Consider the following 17,627-nt stretch of genomic DNA (forward strand, 5'->3'; position numbering starts at 1 on the left):
CGGCCGGTCAGTCCGCCTGCCGCGCCGGGGCCGTGCGGGCGTACCGGTGCTCCGGCCGCCCGGCGTCCCCGTAGCGCAGCGAGAGCTGGAGCGAGCCCTTCTCCTGGAGGTGGCGCAGGTAGCGCTGGGCCGTCGAGCGGCTGATGCCCGCGCGGGTCGCCACGTCCTGGGCCGACAGGGGGTGTTCGGCCCCGTCGATGACCTGCCGGATCAGGTCCGCGGTGGGCCTCGACCAGCCCTTCGCCGACGGTGTGGACGCGCTCGCCGGACCCCGTACCGTTCCGAAGATGCGGTCGATCTGCTGCTGGCCCGGGCTCGGCACGGTGCCGGCGTCCCGCAGACTGCGCCGCAACTCGGTGTAGCTGTCCAGCCGCGAACGCAGGCCGTCCAGCGTGAACGGTTTGACGAGGTAGTGCAGCACGCCGTAGCGGAGCGCGGCCTCGACCACCTCGACGTCCTGTGCGGCGGTCACCATGATGACGTCGCTGCGCAGGCCCCTCTGCCGCATCAGGCGTACGAGGTCCAGACCGTTGCGGTCGGGCAGGTAGTGGTCGAGCAACAGCAGGTCGACATGGCGGTTCTCCAGCATGTGCATGGCCTGCAGCGCGGTGTGGGCGGTGCCCACCACACGGAAGCCGGCCGTCTTGCCGACGTAGGCGGCGTTGATCTCCGCGACATGGAAGTCGTCGTCGACCACCAGGACGTCAATCACGGTGTTCTCCTGCCAGAGCGGGCTGCGTGCGGGCTGCTGATCCGGTGACGATGGCGGGGAACGTGACGGTGAACACGGCACCGCCGCCGGCCCGGGCGGCGATGCGGGCGGTGCCGCCGTAACGCTCGGCGAGGCTGCGCACCATGGCCAGGCCGAGCCCGCGGCCGCGGTGGTGCGGGGACTCCTTGGTGCTCCACCCCTCTTCGAAGATCGTCTCGCGCAGCTCCACGGGCACCCCCGGACCGTTGTCGCTGACGCGCGTCACGACCGTGTCGGCCTCCACGAAGACCTCGACCTCCACCGAGGGCCGCGTGGTGCGGCCGCCGACGACATCGAGCGCGTTGTCGATCAGATTGCCCAGCACCGTCACGATGTCCCGGGCCTCGACCAGCCGGCTGGGCAGCTGACTGCGGTCGGACAGGCGCAGGCTCACGCCCCGCTCGGCGGCGATGGCCGCCTTTCCGACCAGGAGCGCCGAGACCATCGGGTTCCGGACGCGTTCCGCGAAGCTGTCCGCCGACGCGCGGCGGGCATGGGTGAGCCCGGCGACGTAATCACGGGCCCGTTCGGGCATGTCCAGGTCGAGGTAGCCCAGGACGGTGTGCAACCGGTTGGCGTGCTCGTGGTCCTGGGCGCGCAACGCGTCCAGGAGGCCCTTGATGGAGTCGAGCTCGCGGCCCAGCAGTTCGACCTCGGTGCGGTCCCGCAGGGTGACGACCGCGCCGCCGTCGGGGGTGGGCATCCGGTTCGCGATGAGGACCCGGCTCTCCCGGACGGTCAGCAGGTCCCGTCCGGTGACCTGGCCGGTCAGGACGTCGCGGGAGCGCCCGGGCGGCAGCACCTCGCCGAGTTGCCGGCCCTCGGCGTCCGTCTTCAGCGCGAGCAGACGGGAGGCCTCGTCGTTCACCAGCCGGACGCGTTCGTGCCGGTCGAGGGCGATGACCCCCTCCCGTACGGCGTGCAGCATCGCCTCCCGCTCCGACAGCAGCGCGGCGATGTCCGCGACGGACACCCCGTGCGTGCGTTTGCGCAGGACCCGGGCCACCAGAAACGCGGCGCCCGCGCCGACCGCGAGCGCCGCGCCCGCGTAACGCAGCAGTCCGGGCAGCGCCGCCATGAGGCGCTCCTGTACGCCGGAGTAGGCGATGCCGACCGAGACGGCCCCGATGACCCGGTCCGTGCCGTCGCGGAGCGGGACCTTCGCCCGCGCCGAGGTGCCGAGGGTGCCGCGGTCCACTTCCAGGATGACGTGACCGTGCAGGGGAGTGGACGGGCTCGTCGACACCGGGCGGCCCACCTCGCGCACGTCCGTGTGGGACCAGCGAATCCCGCGCCGGTCCATCACCACGACATAGAGGGCGCCCGTCGCCTTCCGGGTGCGTTCGGCCTGCTGCTGCACGGGCCCCGCCGGATCGGGGGTGCTCGACAGGAGACCCGTGGCGATCTCCGGATCGGCCGCCGTCGTCTGGGCGATGGCCAGGGCCTCGTGCTCGGCCTGGCTGTCGAGCTGGGTGCGGAGCGGCTGGAGGAACAGACCGGTGAGAAGCAGCAGCACCCCGGTGGTGATCAGCAACTGCGCGATCAGCACCTGGGCGAACACCTGCCTCGGCCAGCCGACGCGCAAGCGGGCCACCTGTGACACCTGCCTTCGGGAAACAGCCCGCGCGACCAGTCGTTTCGCCGGGGTGAGCGCACCGTAACCGTCGCCGTCGCGGCCGGGGAAGAGCCCGGACAGCAGCGGGCCCGGATGCGGTCGGCACAATGAGCAGAATCGCCTTTACGGGAAATGGCAGCGGTTGCAGGCCAAAACTTCCCGGCCCGGCCGCCGGTTCCTAACGTCCCCGGCATGACAAGCCCATCGAGCCCGGCCATCGAACTGCGCGGTGTCCACAAGGCGTTCCGCACCCCGTCCGGCACCCTCCACACCGCTGTCCACGATCTCGACCTCACCATTCAGCAGGGCGAGTTCGTCGCCGTCGTCGGCCCCACCGGCTGCGGCAAATCCACCACACTCACCCTCGTCAGCGGGCTGGAGGAGCCGACCGAGGGCGAGGTGATGCTGTCGGGCACCCCGGTGCGCGGCATCGAGGACAGGGTCGGCTTCGTCTTCCAGCAGGACGCGACGTTTCCCTGGCGGACCGTGCTGTCCAACGTGATGGCCGGACCCCGCTTCCGCGGTGTGCCCAAGGCCGAGGCCAGGGAGCGGGCCCGGGAGTGGCTGGCCCGCGTTGGGCTGAGCGCCTTCGAGGACCGCTACCCGCACCAGCTGTCGGGCGGCCAGCGCAAGCGCGTCGCGCTGGCCGCCACGTTCGTCAACGACCCGTCGATCCTGCTCATGGACGAGCCGTTCTCCGCGCTCGACGTCCAGACCCGTGCCCTCATGTCGGACGAGCTGATGGAGCTGTGGGCCGGCACCGGCTCCTCCGTCGTCTTCGTCACCCATGACCTGGAGGAGTCCATCGCGCTGGCCGACAAGGTCGTCGTCATGACGGCGGGCCCGGCCACGGTCAAGGAGGTCTTCACGATCGACCTGCCGCGCCCGCGCCGCGTCGAGTCGGTCCGCCTGGAGCCGCGCTTCGTCGAGATCTACCGCGAGATCTGGTCGTCGCTGGGCGAGGAAGTCCGCATCACGCGCGAGAGGGGTGCCCTGAATGTCGCCTGACCTCACCACCGGACCGGCCCTGACCAAGTCCGCCACGCCCCACGCGGACGGCGCCACGCCATCCGTGCGCACCGAGGAGCGTGCCCGTGCCGCGCGCCGACGCCGGGGCATCGTCCTGCTGGCCCGCGCCGCCGTCCTGGTGTTCGTCCTCGGCGTCTGGGAGTGGTTCTCGCGCGCGGGGATCATCGATCCGTTCAACTTCTCGATGCCGTCGAAGATCTGGGACCAGATCCAGCAGTGGGCGCTGCACGGCACCCCGCAGGGCTCCCTGCTCGAACAGATCTGGTACACGCTCTACGAGGCGCTGCTCGGCTGGGTCGTCGGCGTCATCGCGGGCGTGGTCCTCGGCATCGCGCTCGGCCGCGTCCGGTTCCTGGCCGATGTGCTGGGCCCGTACATCAAGATCCTCAACGCGCTGCCGCGTATCGTCCTGGCCCCGATCTTCCTCATCTGGTTCGGCCTCGGCCCGGCGTCGAAGGTCGCCTCCGCCGTCGTCCTCGTCTTCTTCCCGGTCTTCTTCAACGCCTTCCAGGGCGCCCGCGAAGTGGACCGTCACCTCATCGACAACGCCCGCATCCTCGGCGCCCGCGACCGCCAGGTCACCTTCCAGGTCGTCATTCCCGCCGCCACCTCATGGATCTTCACCAGCCTCCATGTCAGCTTCGGCTTCGCCCTGATCGGCGCCATCGTCGGCGAGTACATCGGCGCCACCAAGGGCATCGGCCTGCTCGTCTCCGCCTCGCAGGGCACCTTCAACTCCGCGGGTGTGTACGCCGCGATGGTCATCCTCGCCGTCGTCGCGCTGCTCGCCGAGGGCCTGCTCACCTTCCTCGAACGCAAGCTCTTCCGCTGGAAGCCCGCCGCTGATGAAGCCCGCTAGATCCGCTCGCCGCCGCCCGTACCGCATTCAGGAGCCGCACATGTTCCGTCGCACCCCGGCCACCACCCTCACCACCGCCGCCGTGGCCCTCGCCGCGCTGGCCGCTCTCAGCGGCTGCGCCGACCAGGTCTCCTCCCACGCCGCCGACGGCGGGTCCTCGGGAGGGAAGGGCCCCAAGGTCAAGATCATGGTGGGCGGCATCGACAAGGTCATCTACCTGCCCGCGATGCTCTCCCAGCGCCTCGGCTACTTCAAGGACGAGGGCGTCAACGTCGAGCTGCTGAGCGAGCCCGCCGGCATCGACGCCACCACGTCCCTGGTCGCCGGGAACGTCCAGGGCGTCGTCGGCTTCTACGACCACACCCTGGACCTCCAGACCAAGGGCAAGCAGGTCGAGTCCGTGGTCCAGCTCGCCCAGACCCCGGGCGAGGTCGAGATCGTGTCGAACAAGGCGGCGGGCGAACTGAAGTCGCCGAAGGACTTCGCGGGCAAGAAGCTCGGCGTGACGGGTCTCGGCTCCTCCACCGACTTCCTCACCAAGTACCTCGGCGTCCATGACGGGGTGTCCACGGACAAGTTCAGCAATGTCGCGGTCGGAGCGGGGCAGACCTTCATCTCCGCACTGCAGCAGGGCTCCATCGACGGCGGCATGACCACCGATCCGACCGTCGCGCACATCCTCGACAAGAAGCTCGGCAAGGTGCTCGTGGACATGCGCACCCCCGAAGGCTCCCAGCAGGCGCTCGGCGGCCTGTACCCGTCGTCGAGTCTCTACATGAACACCGACTGGGTGAACTCCCACAAGGACACCGTCCAGAAACTCGCCAACGCCTTCGTGCGCACGCTGAAGTGGATGTCCACCCACAGCGCGAAGGAGATCGCCGCGCGCATGCCCAGCGACTACGCGCAGGGCGGCGACGGCCTCTACGCCAAGGCGATCGAGAGCACCCTGCCCATGTTCACCGAGGACGGAATGATGCCGGCCGACGGACCCGCGACGGTGCAGCGGGTCCTGAAGTCCTTCAACCCGAACCTGAAGAACGCCACGATCGACCTGCGCAAGACGTATACGAGCGAGTTCACGCGGAAGGCGGGCTGACCGGGGTGTCGGGGGCGTCGCGTCGCACGAGCCGGTACCCCATGGCCGGCGAGGCACGCCCCGGCTTCGGCGGCCGGCGGGACGGCGGTACACGGCTTCCGGCCCCGCGTGAGCGTCCGTGTCGCGCGGCGTCCACCAGGGCCACCAGCACGGGCGAGGCCCGCCACAGCTGACGGAGTCCGGAGCCGGTGATCCCGGCGGTGTCCGCGGCCGAGGACCAGGAAGCGCCCCCGCTCATGGCCAGGATCACGACGCGGATCATCGCCGGAGTCCTCCGTCGGCCCGGTTCCGTGCCGTGGGCCGAGGCCAGGGCGGAGGCCGCCCGCACGGCCGAGGCGAACGCCGCGTCATGCGCGAGCCACTGGTCCAGGAGGGCTTCGGGTATCCCGGCCCATACCGCGGCCGCCCGTGGCCCGAGCCCCTGTGCCGTCGCCTGCAGGACATCGCCCATACGTGCCAGGCGGTCGTCCCGTTCGGTGGGCAGTTCGCCCAGCGCCTCACGGAAGGGCTCGACGGCCTCGTCACGGGACCCCAGCCAGGCCACGGCGCGTTCGGCCCGCGGCGCCGCCTCCTGGACCGCATCGGCCTCGGGCCGGTGGCTCGCACCCATCAGCGCCCTCTCCGGGCCGCGCCGGGGCCCGGTGTCGTGATGCGGCGTCGTGCGACCAGTTCGAGGGTGACGCTGACGGCTATGGCCTGCACGGCCATGAGGGCGATGAGCACGAAGAGCTGCACGGCTCCGGCGGTCAGCGTGTCCGCCCCGCCCAGGAGCATGCCGACGAACGCCCCGGGCAGGGTGACCAGGCCGACGGTGCGGGTCTGGTCGAGTCCCGGAACCAGCGCCTCGGAGGCGGCGGGGCGGGCGATCTCGATCCGGGCGGCGCGTTCGGTCAGGCCGAGCGCGAGACCGGCTTCGACCTCACCGTGCCGCTGCTCAAGGGCCCCCGTGCACTGGCGGCCCGCCAGGACGGTCGCGGTGAGGGCACCGCCGATGAGGATGCCGGTCACCGGGACGAGGGCGATGCCGTGCGGCGGGAGCAGACCGGTGGCCAGCAGGAGGCCGATGGCCGGCAGCACACCGGCCGCGATGGGCAGGGCGGCCCACCACCAGGTGTTGTCACGGGTGATGCGGCGTCCGGCGGTGCGCGCCGCGACGGCGTACATCAGGAGCAGGAAGCCCAGCAGGGCCGCGCCGTGCCGGACCACCCAGCCGATCACGGCAGAGACGGCGGCCAGTTGGACCGCCGCACGGACTCCGGCGGTCAGCACCTCGCGGGCGCGGCTGAAGCTCTGTTCGGGGGAGAGCCGGGCCCAGGCGGTGACCGCGGTGGCCGCGGCGAGGAGCACGGCCAGGACCCAGCCGAGCACGGCGTTGACCGGCAGCAGCGTGGCCGAGGCGGAGTTCACGGGCGATTACCGCGACCTGAGGGAAGCCGCGACCTCTTCGGACATGCGGGTGCCTCGATTCGCGCGGGTGAGCCGGTGGCGCGGGCGCTGCTGCCCGGCCTCAGGTGAGTCTACGTAAATGTAGACGGTGAGGAAAGCCTGTCCTGCCTCTGCGGAGGCATCCCTTCCGCCTCATCGTCTACAGTGATGTAGACCGACTACATGCCAGTAGACGCGAGAGTCTGTGTGCGCGTCCCTGACAACGGTCGTCATCCGTCTCCGATTCACCCGACAGCCCATGATCGAAGGGGCCCAGCGCCGATGACGCACGCGCACCAAGCCGCACCCCCCTCCAGGCTGCGCTCCAGGCGCACGCACGGCACCGGCGTGGGTGAGGCCTGATGCACGGGACCGCGACGATCGCTGCCTCGGGCTACGACGGATCGGGCATCGACGGGAAGCTGTACACGACCGTCGTCCGTACCGCGGACGGCGCACCGACCTGGCTGGACAGCGCCGTCTCCGCGTTCTCCACCTACGGTCTCGTCCTCTTCGCCGTCCTGATGCTGATCGGATGGTGGCAGGCCCGCACCAGGGACGCGGGACACGCGGTGAAGGCGCTGGCCGCCCCGCTCGTCACCCTCGTCGCCTTCGCCGTCAGCACGGTGGTGAAGCAGGCGGTGCACGAGAGCCGGCCCTGCCAGTCCCTGCACATCATCACCCTCGAAGCCTGCCCGGGGCCCGGGGACTGGTCGTTCCCCAGCAACCACGCCACGCTGGCCGCCGCCGCGGCCGTCGCCCTGTGGTTCGTCGCGGCCCGCCTGGGCGTCCTCGCCACCGTCATCGCCCTGGCGATGGCGGCGTCCCGGGTGTGGGTCGGGGCCCACTATCCGCATGACGTTCTCGCCGGTCTCGCCGTCGGAGCCCTGGTCGCCCTGCCCCTCGCGCTTCTGATGGCGCGGTACGCCCCGACGCTGGTGCCCCTGTTCCATCGCACCCGTATGCGTCCGCTGATCGAGTCGTGACCCGCCGGGGTGCGGGCGACCGCACCCCGGTCAGGCGTGCCGCAGGCAGAGGCTGCCCCACTGGAAGCCCGCGCCGATGGCGGACAGCACATAGACGTCCCCCGGACGCAGGGCGCCCTCGGCCACCGTGGTGTGCAGAGCGGTGAAGACGCCCGCCGAACCGGTGTTGCCCAGCCGGTCGATGGTGACGGCGGCGCGCTCACGGGGGACGTCGAGGGCGCTCAGGGTCTCATTGAGGATGTTCAGGTTGGCCTGGTGCAGGAAGAAGTGCCGCACCTGGTCGACCGGCACACCGGCCCGGTGCGCGGCGCTGCGGATGCTCTCGGGGAGCCGCGTCGTCGCGGTGTTCCACACGGCGCGCCCGTCCATCCGCAGGTAGTGCTCCCCGGCGGCGACGGTGTCGCCGCTCGCGGGCAGCCGGGAGCCCCCGGCGGGGATCTGGACGTCGTACGAGAGCCGGGAGCCCAGGTCGTACGAGAGCAGACCGGCCCCGGACGTCTCGCTGCGGGTGAGCACGACGGCCGCCGCCGCGTCCCCGAAGAAGACACGCGTCGTGCGGTCGGCCGGGTCGGTGATCCTGGACGCGCAGTCGGCCGCGAGGACCAGGATCGTGCCGATGGAGGGGTTCTGGAGGAGGTGCGCGGCGATCAGCATGGCCTGGATGCCCGAGGCGCAGGCGGCCTGGGTGACGTCCAGCGACAGCGCGCGGTGGGCGCCGAGGGCGTCCTTGACGATCAGCGCGGTCGACACGAGCGGCTGGTCGCCCGTGTAGCTGGCGACGACGACCGCGTCCAGCCCGGCAGCATCCACCCCGGCCGCCTCCAGCGCCGGACGCGCGGCGGCGACGCACATGTCGGAGGTCGCCGAGTCCGGGGCCAGGCAGCGGCGTTCGCGGATGCCGGTGCGGCTGGTGATCCACGCGTCGGTCGTGTCCAGGGTGCGGGTCAGGTCCTGGTTGGTGACGACCGCCGGCGGGAGGTGCATCCCGGTCCCGGCGACGGCGAACGGCACGGACAGCCCGGCACCCGTCTGGTGGGACAGGGGCTGGTCGACCGACTGCTCGGACAGGGGCTGACCGGGCACGAGAACTCCCATATTCGGTACCTTTCGAAAGCGGTTCGAGAAAGGCCCCGTCGCATTCCGAAGCCGCCGTATCGTCTCACGGAAAATCAGCGCGAAAAGTGTGCGGTAATCCGTGAGCGTGAGGAATTGTGCGGCAGCTTGACTTCGAAATGGCGGGAATTAATCCCTGACGGTCACGGCGTCTTTTCCCCGCCCGGGGCCGTACGCAGAGTCGGTACGGAGTCGAGCAGCGCCCGGGTGTACGGATGGGCCGGTGCCCGCAGGAGTGTCCCGGTCGGCGCGGTCTCCACGATCCGGCCGTGCCGCATGACCGCCACCGCGTCGGAGACATGGCAGACCGCCGGCAGATTGTGGCCGATGAACAGCATGGACAGACCGAGCTCCCGCTGAAGCCGGCGGACCGTGTTCAGGACGGACGCCTGCACCGAGACGTCCAGCGCCGAGGTGATCTCGTCGGCGATCAGCAGACCCGGCCCGACGGCCAGTGCCCGGGCCAGCGCGACCCGCTGACGCTGCCCCCCGGACAACTGCCGGGGCAGCCGGTCGGCGAGCCGGACGTCCAGTCCGACCAGATCCAGCAGCTCGGCGACCCGCTCCGCGCGCCCCGCCCGGTCGAGCCGCCGGAACACCGTGGCCGCCTCGGCCAGCGCCTGATGGACGGTCATACGGGGATCGAGCGCGGTGTCCGGGTCCTGGAGAACCACCTGCACCCGGCGGCCCAGCCGTCGCCGGTCCCGGACGGTACGGGTGCGGACCTCCTCGCCGTCGACCAGGATCCGGCCGGCCCGCATCGGCACCAGGCCCACGATCGCGCCCGCCAGCGTGGACTTCCCGGAGCCCGACTCCCCGACCAGCCCCAGCGTCGTGCCCGGCGCGATCTCAAGCGAGACCCCGTCCACGGCGGCGAAGGAACCGCGGGGGCCGGTGCGCCGGACGGTGAGACCGTCCACCCGGAGGGCCGTCATGACGCGGTCACCTTCTCTGGGGCCGCCGTCACCGGCAGCGGGTACCAGCAGGCGACCCGGTGGCCGGAGCCCAGGTCGTCCAGCGGCGGAGCCTCCTCGGCGCAGCGGTCCCGGCGGCTCGGGCACCGGGCCTCGAACGCACAGCCGGGGGAGGGCGCGAGCGGATCGGGCGGCGCGCCCTCGACCGTCGGCAGCGGGTGGTCGCGGTCGGCGGTGAGGTCCGGGACCGACGCGACGAGCGCCCGGGTGTAGGGGTGCCGGGCGCCCGCCGCGAGCCGGCCGACGGGCAGGGCCTCGACCACCGTGCCCGCGTACATGACCAGCACCCGCTCGCAGAACTCGGCGACCAGCGCGACATCGTGACTGATGAACAGGATCGCGGCGGAGGTGTCCCGCCGGATGTCCACGAGCAGCCGGGTGATCTGTCGCTGCACGGTCACGTCGAGCGCGGTCGTCGGCTCGTCCGCGATGATCAGCCCCGGCCGCACCATCAGCCCGGCGGCGATCATCACCCGCTGGCGCTGGCCGCCGGAGAGCTCGTACGGGCGCGAGCGCAGCAACGACGGGGACAGGCCGACGCGTTGCAGCGCCTCGGCGGCCTGCGCGGTGGCCTCGGCGCGGCTCGCCCCGCGATGGGCCCGGACCGCCTCGATGAGCTGGGTGCCGATCCGCAGGGACGGGTTGAGCGCCGACGCCGGGTTCTGGAAGATCACCGACAGGCCCGTCGCGAGGTGCCGGTCCCGCTCCTTGCGCGTCAGCGCGCCGAGGTCGGCCCCGAGCAGCCGCAGCGTACGCCGGGACACCCGGGCGCCGTACGGGAGCAGGTCGGCGATGGCGAGCGCCGTCAGCGACTTGCCCGACCCCGACTCGCCGACGAGCCCCACGATCTCGCCCCGCCCGAGCGACAGGCTCACCCTGCGCACCGGGCGCACCGGCCCTGCCGGGGTCGGCAGTTCGACGCTGAGGCCGTCGACCTGGAGGACCTGCCCCTCCTCGGCGGGGCCGCTCGACGTGGACCGCTGCGCCGGGATGCGCGCCACCGGGCCGCGCCGGGCGGCGCCCCCGGCCAGCACCTCGCCCAGCAGCTGGAACGTCAGCGCCGCGTACAGCAGCGCCAGGCCCGGGGCGAGCGCGGGCAGCGGCTCGGCGTAGATCCGGTCGAGCCCCTGGCTGAGCAGCTGCCCCCAGTCGTAGCCCGGCGGCTGGACGCCGAGCCCGAGGAAGCTCAGCCCGGAGAGCGCGACCAGGGCGGTGCCCGCCGCCGTCGTGACGCTCAGGAGCAGCGGCTCGGCGATGTTCGGCAGGACATGGCGCCACAGCAGCCGCAGGCGACCGAGACCGAGGACCCGCGCGGCGGCCAGGTGGTCGGTGCCCGCCACACCGGCCGCGAGGGTCTGGGCCAGCCGCGCGAACCCGGGCACACTCGCGGCGGCCAGGGCCAGCACCGCGCCGGTCGTGCCCGCGCCGAACACCACCGCGAGGAACATCGCGACCAGCAGCGCCGGGAACGCGAGCAGCAGGCTGATCAGCCCGGCGGCCAGCCGTCGGGCGCGCCGGCCGACGACAGCGGTGCAGGCCCCGAGGAGCACCCCCGCGGTCGCACCGAGCAGGACCGACGCGAGCGCGAGCAGCAGCGAGGGCCGGGCGGCCGTCAGGATGCGGGCCAGCAGGTCCCGGCCGAGTCCGTCCGTGCCGACCGGGTGCGCCGCCGAGGGCCCCTGGAGCACGGCCGAGGGGTCCGGGCGGTCGGCCGCCGCGCCCCAGAACAGCGGGCCCGCCACGGCGAGCACGACGAGCGCCGCCAGCATGAGCCCGGTGACCCAGGCCATGGGGGAGCGCCGGAGACCGGCGGGAAGACTCATGATCACATCTCCCGGATCGCCGAGCGGGGATCGAGCAGGGCGAGCAGCACATCGACCAGGAGACCGGCGAGCAGCACGGTGGTGCCGAGCACCAGCACCATGGCCTGGACCACCGGATAGTCCTGCGCGACCACGGACTGGGCCATCGCGGACCCGATGCCCGGCCAGGCGAACACCTTCTCGACCAGGACGGTGCCCGCGATCAGGGCGGGCAGCAGGCTTCCGGCGACGGTGAGCGCGGCGGACGCCATGTTCGGTGCGGCATGCCGCAGATGGCGGCGCGCGGCGGACAGCCGCTTGCTCCGTGCGGTACGCAGATAGTCCTCGTCGAGCACCTTCAGCGCCTCCACCCTGACGATGCGCAGGAGTACGGCGGTGGGGGTGAGGGAGAGCGCGAGGACGGGGAGGACGAGGGAGGCGACGCCCGCCGCACCGGCCACCGGGAACAGCTGGAGGCCGACGGCGAGCAGGGCGGTGAGCCCGGCGGCCAGCACGAAGTCCGGCACCCCGGTCAGACCGGCGGTGACCGTGGTGAACGCCAGCTCGGTGCGCGGGTGGCGGCCGTCGCGGGTGCGGACGGCGGCGAGCAGCCCGCCGGGCAGGGCGACGGCGAGCGCGGTGAGGAAGGCGAGGCCGGCGATCTCCAGGGTGGCCGGCAGCCGGGTGCGGACCAGCTCCGCGACCGGCGCCCCGGTGACCAGCGAGGTCCCGAGGTCGCCGTGCAGCAGGCCGCCGAGGTACTGCCGGTACTGGGCCAGGAACGGCATGTCGAGCCCGAGCGCGTGTCGCCGGGCGGCGACGAGGTCGGGGGCGGCGTCCACACCGAGCGCGGCCCGCACCGGGTCGCCGGGGATGAGGCGGATCATCGCGAACGACGCGGTGAGGACGATGCCGAGCGAGACGAGGAGCCGGAGGCCGCGGCGGCCCAGGAACACCGTCCAGGGGTGCCGCAGCAGGGCGGGAACGGTCATGGCGGGTCCCGGGATCACTGGTGGAGGCGGATGCTCGTGGGGACGAGCTGACCGCCGAACGTGGTGGTGAAGGTGGTGCGATGGCCGTACACGCCGCTGCGGCCCTCGGCGATGGGCAGCGCGTCGGCCGAGCGGAAGAGCGCGGCGGCGGCCCTGTTCCAGGTGGCGCATCCCGTCGTGTCCGGCTCCCGGAGGGCCCGGGCGACCAGGGCTTCGTACTCCGGATTGACCACCCCGGCGAAGTTCAGGCCACCGGCGGGGGCGGGGCCGGAGAAGAAGGGGATGAAGCCCGCCGGGAGGGCGAAGCCCGGCGTACTGCCGACCACCACGTCGAAGTCGGCGGTCGTGTACATCGCGTTGACCAGGGCCGGAAGGCTCTCGGTGACCAGCTCGACCTTCGCGCCGAGCGCCGTCCACTGCCGGGCCATCAGCTCGGCGACGGATGCCAGGGTCGGGCCGAGATCGGGGCTGGTGATCAGGCGGAGCCGGAGCGCCCGGCCGTCCTTGGCGAGCGGACCGCCGGGCGATCGGGTCCAGCCCGCGTCCCGCAGGGCCTCGGCGGTGTCCCGGTCGGGCAGGTTGGCGTCGGCGAGGTCTCCGTGGCAGACGGATCCCTCGGCGCCGAAGTCCCGGGCGGGGGTGCCGGTGCCGCCCACGGCGACGTTGGCGAGGCCCCGGCGGTCGAGGGCGGAGACCAGGGCCCGGCGCACCGCCCGGTCGGCGAGGACCCGGCCGGGGCGCTGGTTGAAGAAGGTCATCCCGATGACGGTGGCGACCTCGGTGGTGGCCAGGCCGTGACCGGTGAGCCGGGCGCGGTCGGGTCCGCTCACCGACGCGATGTCGACGCCCCCGGTCAGCAGGAGGTTCGCCGCCGTGGACGTCTGGGGCACCACCGAGAGCTCGATGCGCTCGGGGAGGCCGCGCTCGGCGGTCGTCGCCCCGGCGGGCCCCCAGGTGTAGCCCTGCCGGACGGTGAACTCGTACGGTCCGCCGGGGGTGTAGCGGGTCAGCACGTAGGGGCCGGTGCCCTGCGTGGCGCGGGCGAGCGAGCCGGGCCGGTCCAGCCCGGCCGGGCAGACGACCGGCAGCAGCCCGACCGTCCGGATCAGGAAGGGGTACGGGGTGGCGGCGGACACCGAGACCGTGCGCCTCCGGTCGTCGGCGCGGGCGGTGAGCGGGACGTTCGGCAGGACCGTACGGGCTCCGGCGAGCTGGTTGTCCGGGTCGGCCGCGTAGGTCAGCGACCGGGCGACCGCCGAGGCGGTGAGGGGGGTGCCGTCGGAGCAGGTGACGCCCGCGCGGAGCGTGAACACCGCCTCGGTCGCCGTGGCCCGCCAGTCCGTGGCGAGGCCGGTGACCAGGCCGCCGTCGGGGGCGGGGTTCACCAGGGAGTCGTAGGCGTAACGGGCCTGGGAGGCGCCGAAGGTGGAGTACGGGTCGAAGCTCGGCGTCTCGCCCGCCTCGGCGATCCGGACGGTGCCGCGGTCCACCAGGGGGGTGGTCGTCGAGGAACGGGCGACGCCGCCGCAGCCGCTCAGCGCGAGGGCCGAGGCGGTGAGCGCGGCCGTCAGGGCGGCCGGCGGGGTGCGTCGGAGCATGGCGTCATGGTGCCACCGGGGAGCGGGCTCGATGATCCAACTTCCTTACGCGGAAAGCCTGTTCGAGCGCCGGAAAGTGCCTGGCCGTCGGGGCGGGCGCGGCCGGGGGCGGCCGGGGAGGCCGATCTTGATTCACCCGTACGAGTCGGGGCGGCGGTGTCGGGGGAGGGGCCGTGCGGCACGCTTCGAAAGGGTTAGTCGGATAATCGCTCCGGAATGATTCGGGGCTGCGCTCAATTCCGGACACGAGAAATGGCCACGGACACTCACACGAGTGAACCCGGAGGAATCCATTTGGCCCAGGCGGGTGTGGTTGAACTACCGTGATCAAGGGATCGGACGGCGTGATCCCGCGTCCGGGAATTCGATTTCCCGGCTCGGTACCGGATTTTCCGGGCCCGTACCGGATGTCGAAACGGAATACCTATTTCCGCCCGGCCGTGCGCCGCTCCCATTTCTCGTGCCCGGGTTCCCTGTCATACGTATGCGTGGAGAGGATGGAGCGTCATGCCGCCTGTAGTACCGCCGTTTCTCGTCGGACTCATCGTCGCGCCGCTGGCTAAGCGCCTGCTGAAGCCACTGGTGGGTGGAGTCGTCAAAGCGTCCGTCGGAATCGCGATGGAGGTGAAGAAGGCGGCCCACGAGGCCGGGGAGAACATCCATGACCTCGCGGCCGAGGTAGCCGCCGACGTGGTCGCCGCCCAGATGGCCGCCGCCGACACCGAGGGCCACTCCGTGCCCGGTCAGCACACGACCGGGGCCGGTGCCAAGGGGGACCGGAGGGCCCCGAAGATCCGCGCGACCGCCGAGAGCGCCGCCGGAAAGACGCACTGACGGCCTGTGTGACCCGCGGCCGCCACCGGGCGCGCCCGCCGACCGATTGCGGCGGAACGCGCCAGGGTGGCGGCCGTTCGCGGGCCGGTCCGCCCGCGCACCCCCTCCGGGCCCGCCCCGCATCTCATTTCCCGCTCCGTCGCCCCGATCCGTCGACTCCGTCACGGCCTTCCGCGACCTCCGCAAACAGGTGAACGTACACATGCCATCGCTACTGGGAGCCGCATCCGGATTCCGCTCCGTGGAACCGGCCGCGAGCCCTCGCTCGGTCACACCGGGCCGCCAGCGCTGGGACGTCGGGCTCGTCGTCGGACGCCCCCGGACGGCCGAGATCCTCGCCGCCGCGCTGCGCCACATCCCCGGAATCACCGAGGCCCAGGCCAGCCCGGTCACCGGCGGGGTGCTCGTCCGGCACGACGGGCGGCTGCGCGCCGCGGACGTCGGCCGGATCATCGGCCGCACCGTCGCCCGGCTCTCCCGGGAAGCGACCGGCACGGGGCGCGCGGCGACGGACCCGGCCGCGGAGTCCCCCAGGGTGGACCCGGGCCTCGTCGTACGGCCGGTGCTCGCCGTCGGCGGCGGGGTCGCGGCCGGTGCGGCGCTGGTCAAGGGGTCGGCCCTGACCCGGCAGTTGGTGGCCGTCGGCGGAGTGGCCGCCGCGACCGCGGTCGTCCTGCGGAAGGCATGGAGCAGAACGGCCGAGGCGGCCGGGCCCGAGGGAGAGGGCCACCCGCTGCTGGAGATCGTCGGACCGCACCGCCCCCGCCTCTACCGAGCCGCCGCCCTGTCCGTCGCCTGCCAGGCCGCGGAGATCGCGCTCGGCACCTTCCTCGGCTGGACCGGCCTGGTCCTCATCAAGGGCGAGGCGGCCCCGCTCGCCGGGCTCGGCCTGACCACGGCGTCCGCCCAACTCCTGGGCCTGGCAGGCCTGGTGGCCGCAGCCTGCGCAGCCGTCGCCGGACTCTCGTACGCCTCGAACGTCCAATGGCGACGGCTCGGCCAGGACATCGAGCACGATTGGCGGGGCCGCGCCTACCGGCACGTCCAGCACCTCGAACTGGGCCAGTTGGAGGGCGAGCGGACCAGCAGGGTCGCCGGCACCCTCACCAACGACGTCGGCCAGCTCGGCGCCTTCTTCGCCGGTCCGGCCAACGACGTCCTGCAACTCGGCACCAGCCTGGCCCTGCTCGTACCGGCGTTCCTCCTGCTGGCCCCCCAGATCGCCTGGATCGCCTTCCTCCCGATCCCGGTCATCGCCTGGCTGTCGTTGCGCCACCAGGAGAGGGCCGCCACGGACTACGCCGCCACCGGTGAACACCGCGCCAGGCTCGGCAGCCAGGTGATCAACTCGCTCGAAGCCGGTGCGACCGTGAAGAGCTTCTGCACCGAGGCGTACGAGGCCGAGCGCGTCGACCGGTTGAGCGAAGCGGTTCAGGAGAGCAGCCACCGCACCGACCGCAGCACCCTCCGCCACGGCGAGACCGTCCGGGCCTGCACCACCGCGTCGATGGCCGGCACCCTGCTCGTCGGTGGCCGCGCGGTCCTCGACGGCACCCTCCGCTTCGAGGTCTTCAGCCCCCTGATCGGCCTCCCGCAGATGCTGCTCATGCGGATGAGCCGGCTCGGCGGAATCGCCGACCAGTACCAGCGCACCCTCGCCTCCTACGACCGGGTCCAGCGCCTGCGCGAACTGCCCGTCGAGGCCGACAGCGGGGAAGGGACGCTCGAACTCCCCTCCGTGCGCGGCGAGATCGCCCTCGAAGAGGTCACCTTCGGCTACCCCGGCCGCCCGGCGACCCTGGACAACCTGTCCCTGACCATCCCGGCCGGACGGGTCACCGCCCTGGTCGGGGCCACCGGTTCCGGCAAGACGACGATCGCCAAACTGCTCATGCGCTTCCAGGACGCGGAGTCCGGCCGCGTCCTGCTCGACGGCCGGGACGTCCGCGACCTGCGCCGCCACGAACTGCGCCACGCCATCGGCTTCGTCTCCCAGGACCCGTTCCTCTTCGACGGCAGCATCGCCGACAACATCCGCTACGGCAGCTTCGGCGCCTCCGACGAGGCCGTCGTCCGGGCCGCCGCCATGGCCGAGGCGCACACCTTCATCACGACCCTGCCGAACGGCTACGACACCCTCATCGGTGAACGCGGCGCCGCGCTCTCCGGCGGCCAGCGGCAGCGCATCGCCCTGGCCCGCGCGATCCTCAAGGACTCGCCCGTCGTCATCCTGGACGAGGCCACCTCCGCCGTGGACAACGAGACGGAGGCCGCCATCCAGCGCACGCTGCACAGCTTCGCGGCCGACCGCACCATGGTCGTCATCGCCCACCGCCTCTCCACGGTCCGCCACGCCGACCGCATCTTCGTCCTGGACAAGGGCGGCATCGTCGCCGAGCAAGGCACCCACGACGAACTCCTCGCCCAGCACGGGCTCTACGCATCCCTCTGGCAGCTCCAGGCCGGCGAACTCGCCGCCTGACCGCAGGAACCCGCCCCACCGCCCGGCCGCGTGACGCCACCGCGGCCGGTGCGCCCTGCGCGCATGCC

At 72.6% G+C, this 17,627-nt stretch carries 15 protein-coding genes; 6 read left to right on the top strand and 9 right to left on the bottom strand.

Annotated elements, in window-relative coordinates; all coding sequences use genetic code 11:
* Positions 1-7: 7 nt before the first annotated feature.
* Positions 8-712, bottom strand: a complete 705-nt coding sequence (locus AMK18_RS05955) for a response regulator (protein WP_073861909.1) — start codon at positions 710-712, stop codon at positions 8-10.
* Positions 705-2,345: a sensor histidine kinase gene (locus AMK18_RS05960; RefSeq protein ID WP_018099859.1), complete on the bottom strand. Its 1,641-nt coding sequence runs from the start codon at positions 2,343-2,345 to the stop codon at positions 705-707. The genes AMK18_RS05955 and AMK18_RS05960 overlap by 8 nt, the downstream gene beginning before the upstream one ends.
* Positions 2,346-2,558: 213 nt before the next feature.
* Here AMK18_RS05960 and AMK18_RS05965 point away from each other — a divergent pair, with 213 nt between their 5' ends.
* From AMK18_RS05965 to AMK18_RS05975, 3 genes are read left to right on the top strand one after another with little or no spacing between them, the layout of a single operon-like run.
* On the top strand, positions 2,559-3,374 hold the full coding sequence (locus AMK18_RS05965; RefSeq protein WP_073861910.1) for an ABC transporter ATP-binding protein: 816 nt from the start codon (positions 2,559-2,561) through the stop codon (positions 3,372-3,374).
* The gene (locus AMK18_RS05970; protein ID WP_073861911.1) at positions 3,364-4,254 is read left to right on the top strand and encodes an ABC transporter permease; all 891 of its coding nucleotides are present in this window, start codon (positions 3,364-3,366) and stop codon (positions 4,252-4,254) included. The genes AMK18_RS05965 and AMK18_RS05970 overlap by 11 nt, the downstream gene beginning before the upstream one ends.
* A gap of 40 nt (positions 4,255-4,294) precedes the next feature.
* Positions 4,295-5,353: an ABC transporter substrate-binding protein gene (locus tag AMK18_RS05975; protein WP_073861912.1), complete on the top strand. Its 1,059-nt coding sequence runs from the start codon at positions 4,295-4,297 to the stop codon at positions 5,351-5,353.
* Here AMK18_RS05975 and AMK18_RS05980 read toward each other — a convergent pair.
* Both AMK18_RS05980 and AMK18_RS05985 read right to left on the bottom strand, forming a co-directional pair.
* A complete protein-coding gene (locus AMK18_RS05980) occupies positions 5,334-5,963 on the bottom strand; it encodes a hypothetical protein (protein ID WP_073861913.1) in 630 nt (209 codons plus the stop codon). The genes AMK18_RS05975 and AMK18_RS05980 overlap by 20 nt on opposite strands.
* Positions 5,963-6,760 (bottom strand): ABC transporter permease, encoded by a 798-nt coding sequence (locus AMK18_RS05985; protein WP_073861914.1) that lies wholly within the window; start codon positions 6,758-6,760, stop codon positions 5,963-5,965. The genes AMK18_RS05980 and AMK18_RS05985 overlap by 1 nt, the downstream gene beginning before the upstream one ends.
* 380 nt (positions 6,761-7,140) lie before the next feature.
* On the opposite strand from AMK18_RS05985, the gene AMK18_RS05990 reads away from it, so the two are divergent.
* Positions 7,141-7,764, top strand: coding sequence for a phosphatase PAP2 family protein (locus tag AMK18_RS05990; protein ID WP_073861915.1), 624 nt, complete (start codon positions 7,141-7,143; stop codon positions 7,762-7,764).
* Between the two features lie 30 nt (positions 7,765-7,794).
* Here AMK18_RS05990 and AMK18_RS05995 read toward each other — a convergent pair whose 3' ends face one another.
* The 5 genes from AMK18_RS05995 to AMK18_RS06015 all read right to left on the bottom strand — a co-directional run bounded on the left by AMK18_RS05995 (position 7,795) and on the right by AMK18_RS06015 (position 14,243).
* Positions 7,795-8,859, bottom strand: coding sequence for a 3-oxoacyl-ACP synthase III family protein (locus AMK18_RS05995; RefSeq protein WP_073861916.1), 1,065 nt, complete (start codon positions 8,857-8,859; stop codon positions 7,795-7,797).
* Positions 8,860-9,020: 161 nt separating this feature from the next.
* Entirely contained in the window at positions 9,021-9,812 is a 792-nt protein-coding gene (locus tag AMK18_RS06000; protein WP_073861917.1) for an ABC transporter ATP-binding protein, read from the bottom strand.
* On the bottom strand, positions 9,809-11,674 hold the full coding sequence (locus AMK18_RS06005) for a dipeptide/oligopeptide/nickel ABC transporter permease/ATP-binding protein (RefSeq protein WP_241836459.1): 1,866 nt from the start codon (positions 11,672-11,674) through the stop codon (positions 9,809-9,811). The genes AMK18_RS06000 and AMK18_RS06005 overlap by 4 nt, the downstream gene beginning before the upstream one ends.
* A gap of 2 nt (positions 11,675-11,676) precedes the next feature.
* On the bottom strand, positions 11,677-12,645 hold the full coding sequence (locus AMK18_RS06010) for an ABC transporter permease (RefSeq protein WP_073861919.1): 969 nt from the start codon (positions 12,643-12,645) through the stop codon (positions 11,677-11,679).
* 14 nt (positions 12,646-12,659) lie between these two features.
* Positions 12,660-14,243: an ABC transporter substrate-binding protein gene (locus AMK18_RS06015; protein ID WP_073861920.1), complete on the bottom strand. Its 1,584-nt coding sequence runs from the start codon at positions 14,241-14,243 to the stop codon at positions 12,660-12,662.
* A 507-nt stretch (positions 14,244-14,750) separates the two neighbouring features.
* Here AMK18_RS06015 and AMK18_RS06020 point away from each other — a divergent pair.
* Together AMK18_RS06020 and AMK18_RS06025 are read left to right on the top strand one after the other, a co-directional pair.
* On the top strand, positions 14,751-15,077 hold the full coding sequence (locus AMK18_RS06020) for a DUF5132 domain-containing protein (protein WP_018099847.1): 327 nt from the start codon (positions 14,751-14,753) through the stop codon (positions 15,075-15,077).
* Positions 15,078-15,279: 202 nt separating this feature from the next.
* Positions 15,280-17,559, top strand: a complete 2,280-nt coding sequence (locus AMK18_RS06025) for an ABC transporter ATP-binding protein/permease (protein WP_241836460.1) — start codon at positions 15,280-15,282, stop codon at positions 17,557-17,559.
* The last annotated feature ends 68 nt before the right edge of the window (positions 17,560-17,627 follow it).

This window comes from Streptomyces sp. CB01249 (assembly GCF_001905735.1).
In the GTDB taxonomy this organism is placed as follows: Bacteria; Actinomycetota; Actinomycetes; order Streptomycetales; family Streptomycetaceae; genus Streptomyces.

Coding starts and splice junctions, on each gene's coding strand:
- AMK18_RS05965 (WP_073861910.1), top strand. CDS start 2,559: ATGACAAGCCCATCGAGCCCGGCCATCGAACTGCGCGGTGTCCACAAG.
- AMK18_RS05970 (WP_073861911.1), top strand. CDS start 3,364: ATGTCGCCTGACCTCACCACCGGACCGGCCCTGACCAAGTCCGCCACG.
- AMK18_RS05975 (WP_073861912.1), top strand. CDS start 4,295: ATGTTCCGTCGCACCCCGGCCACCACCCTCACCACCGCCGCCGTGGCC.
- AMK18_RS05980 (WP_073861913.1), bottom strand. CDS start 5,963: ATGGGTGCGAGCCACCGGCCCGAGGCCGATGCGGTCCAGGAGGCGGCG.
- AMK18_RS05990 (WP_073861915.1), top strand. CDS start 7,141: ATGCACGGGACCGCGACGATCGCTGCCTCGGGCTACGACGGATCGGGC.
- AMK18_RS05995 (WP_073861916.1), bottom strand. CDS start 8,859: ATGGGAGTTCTCGTGCCCGGTCAGCCCCTGTCCGAGCAGTCGGTCGAC.
- AMK18_RS06000 (WP_073861917.1), bottom strand. CDS start 9,812: ATGACGGCCCTCCGGGTGGACGGTCTCACCGTCCGGCGCACCGGCCCC.
- AMK18_RS06005 (WP_241836459.1), bottom strand. CDS start 11,674: ATGAGTCTTCCCGCCGGTCTCCGGCGCTCCCCCATGGCCTGGGTCACC.
- AMK18_RS06010 (WP_073861919.1), bottom strand. CDS start 12,645: ATGACCGTTCCCGCCCTGCTGCGGCACCCCTGGACGGTGTTCCTGGGC.
- AMK18_RS06015 (WP_073861920.1), bottom strand. CDS start 14,243: ATGCTCCGACGCACCCCGCCGGCCGCCCTGACGGCCGCGCTCACCGCC.
- AMK18_RS06020 (WP_018099847.1), top strand. CDS start 14,751: ATGCCGCCTGTAGTACCGCCGTTTCTCGTCGGACTCATCGTCGCGCCG.
- AMK18_RS06025 (WP_241836460.1), top strand. CDS start 15,280: ATGCCATCGCTACTGGGAGCCGCATCCGGATTCCGCTCCGTGGAACCG.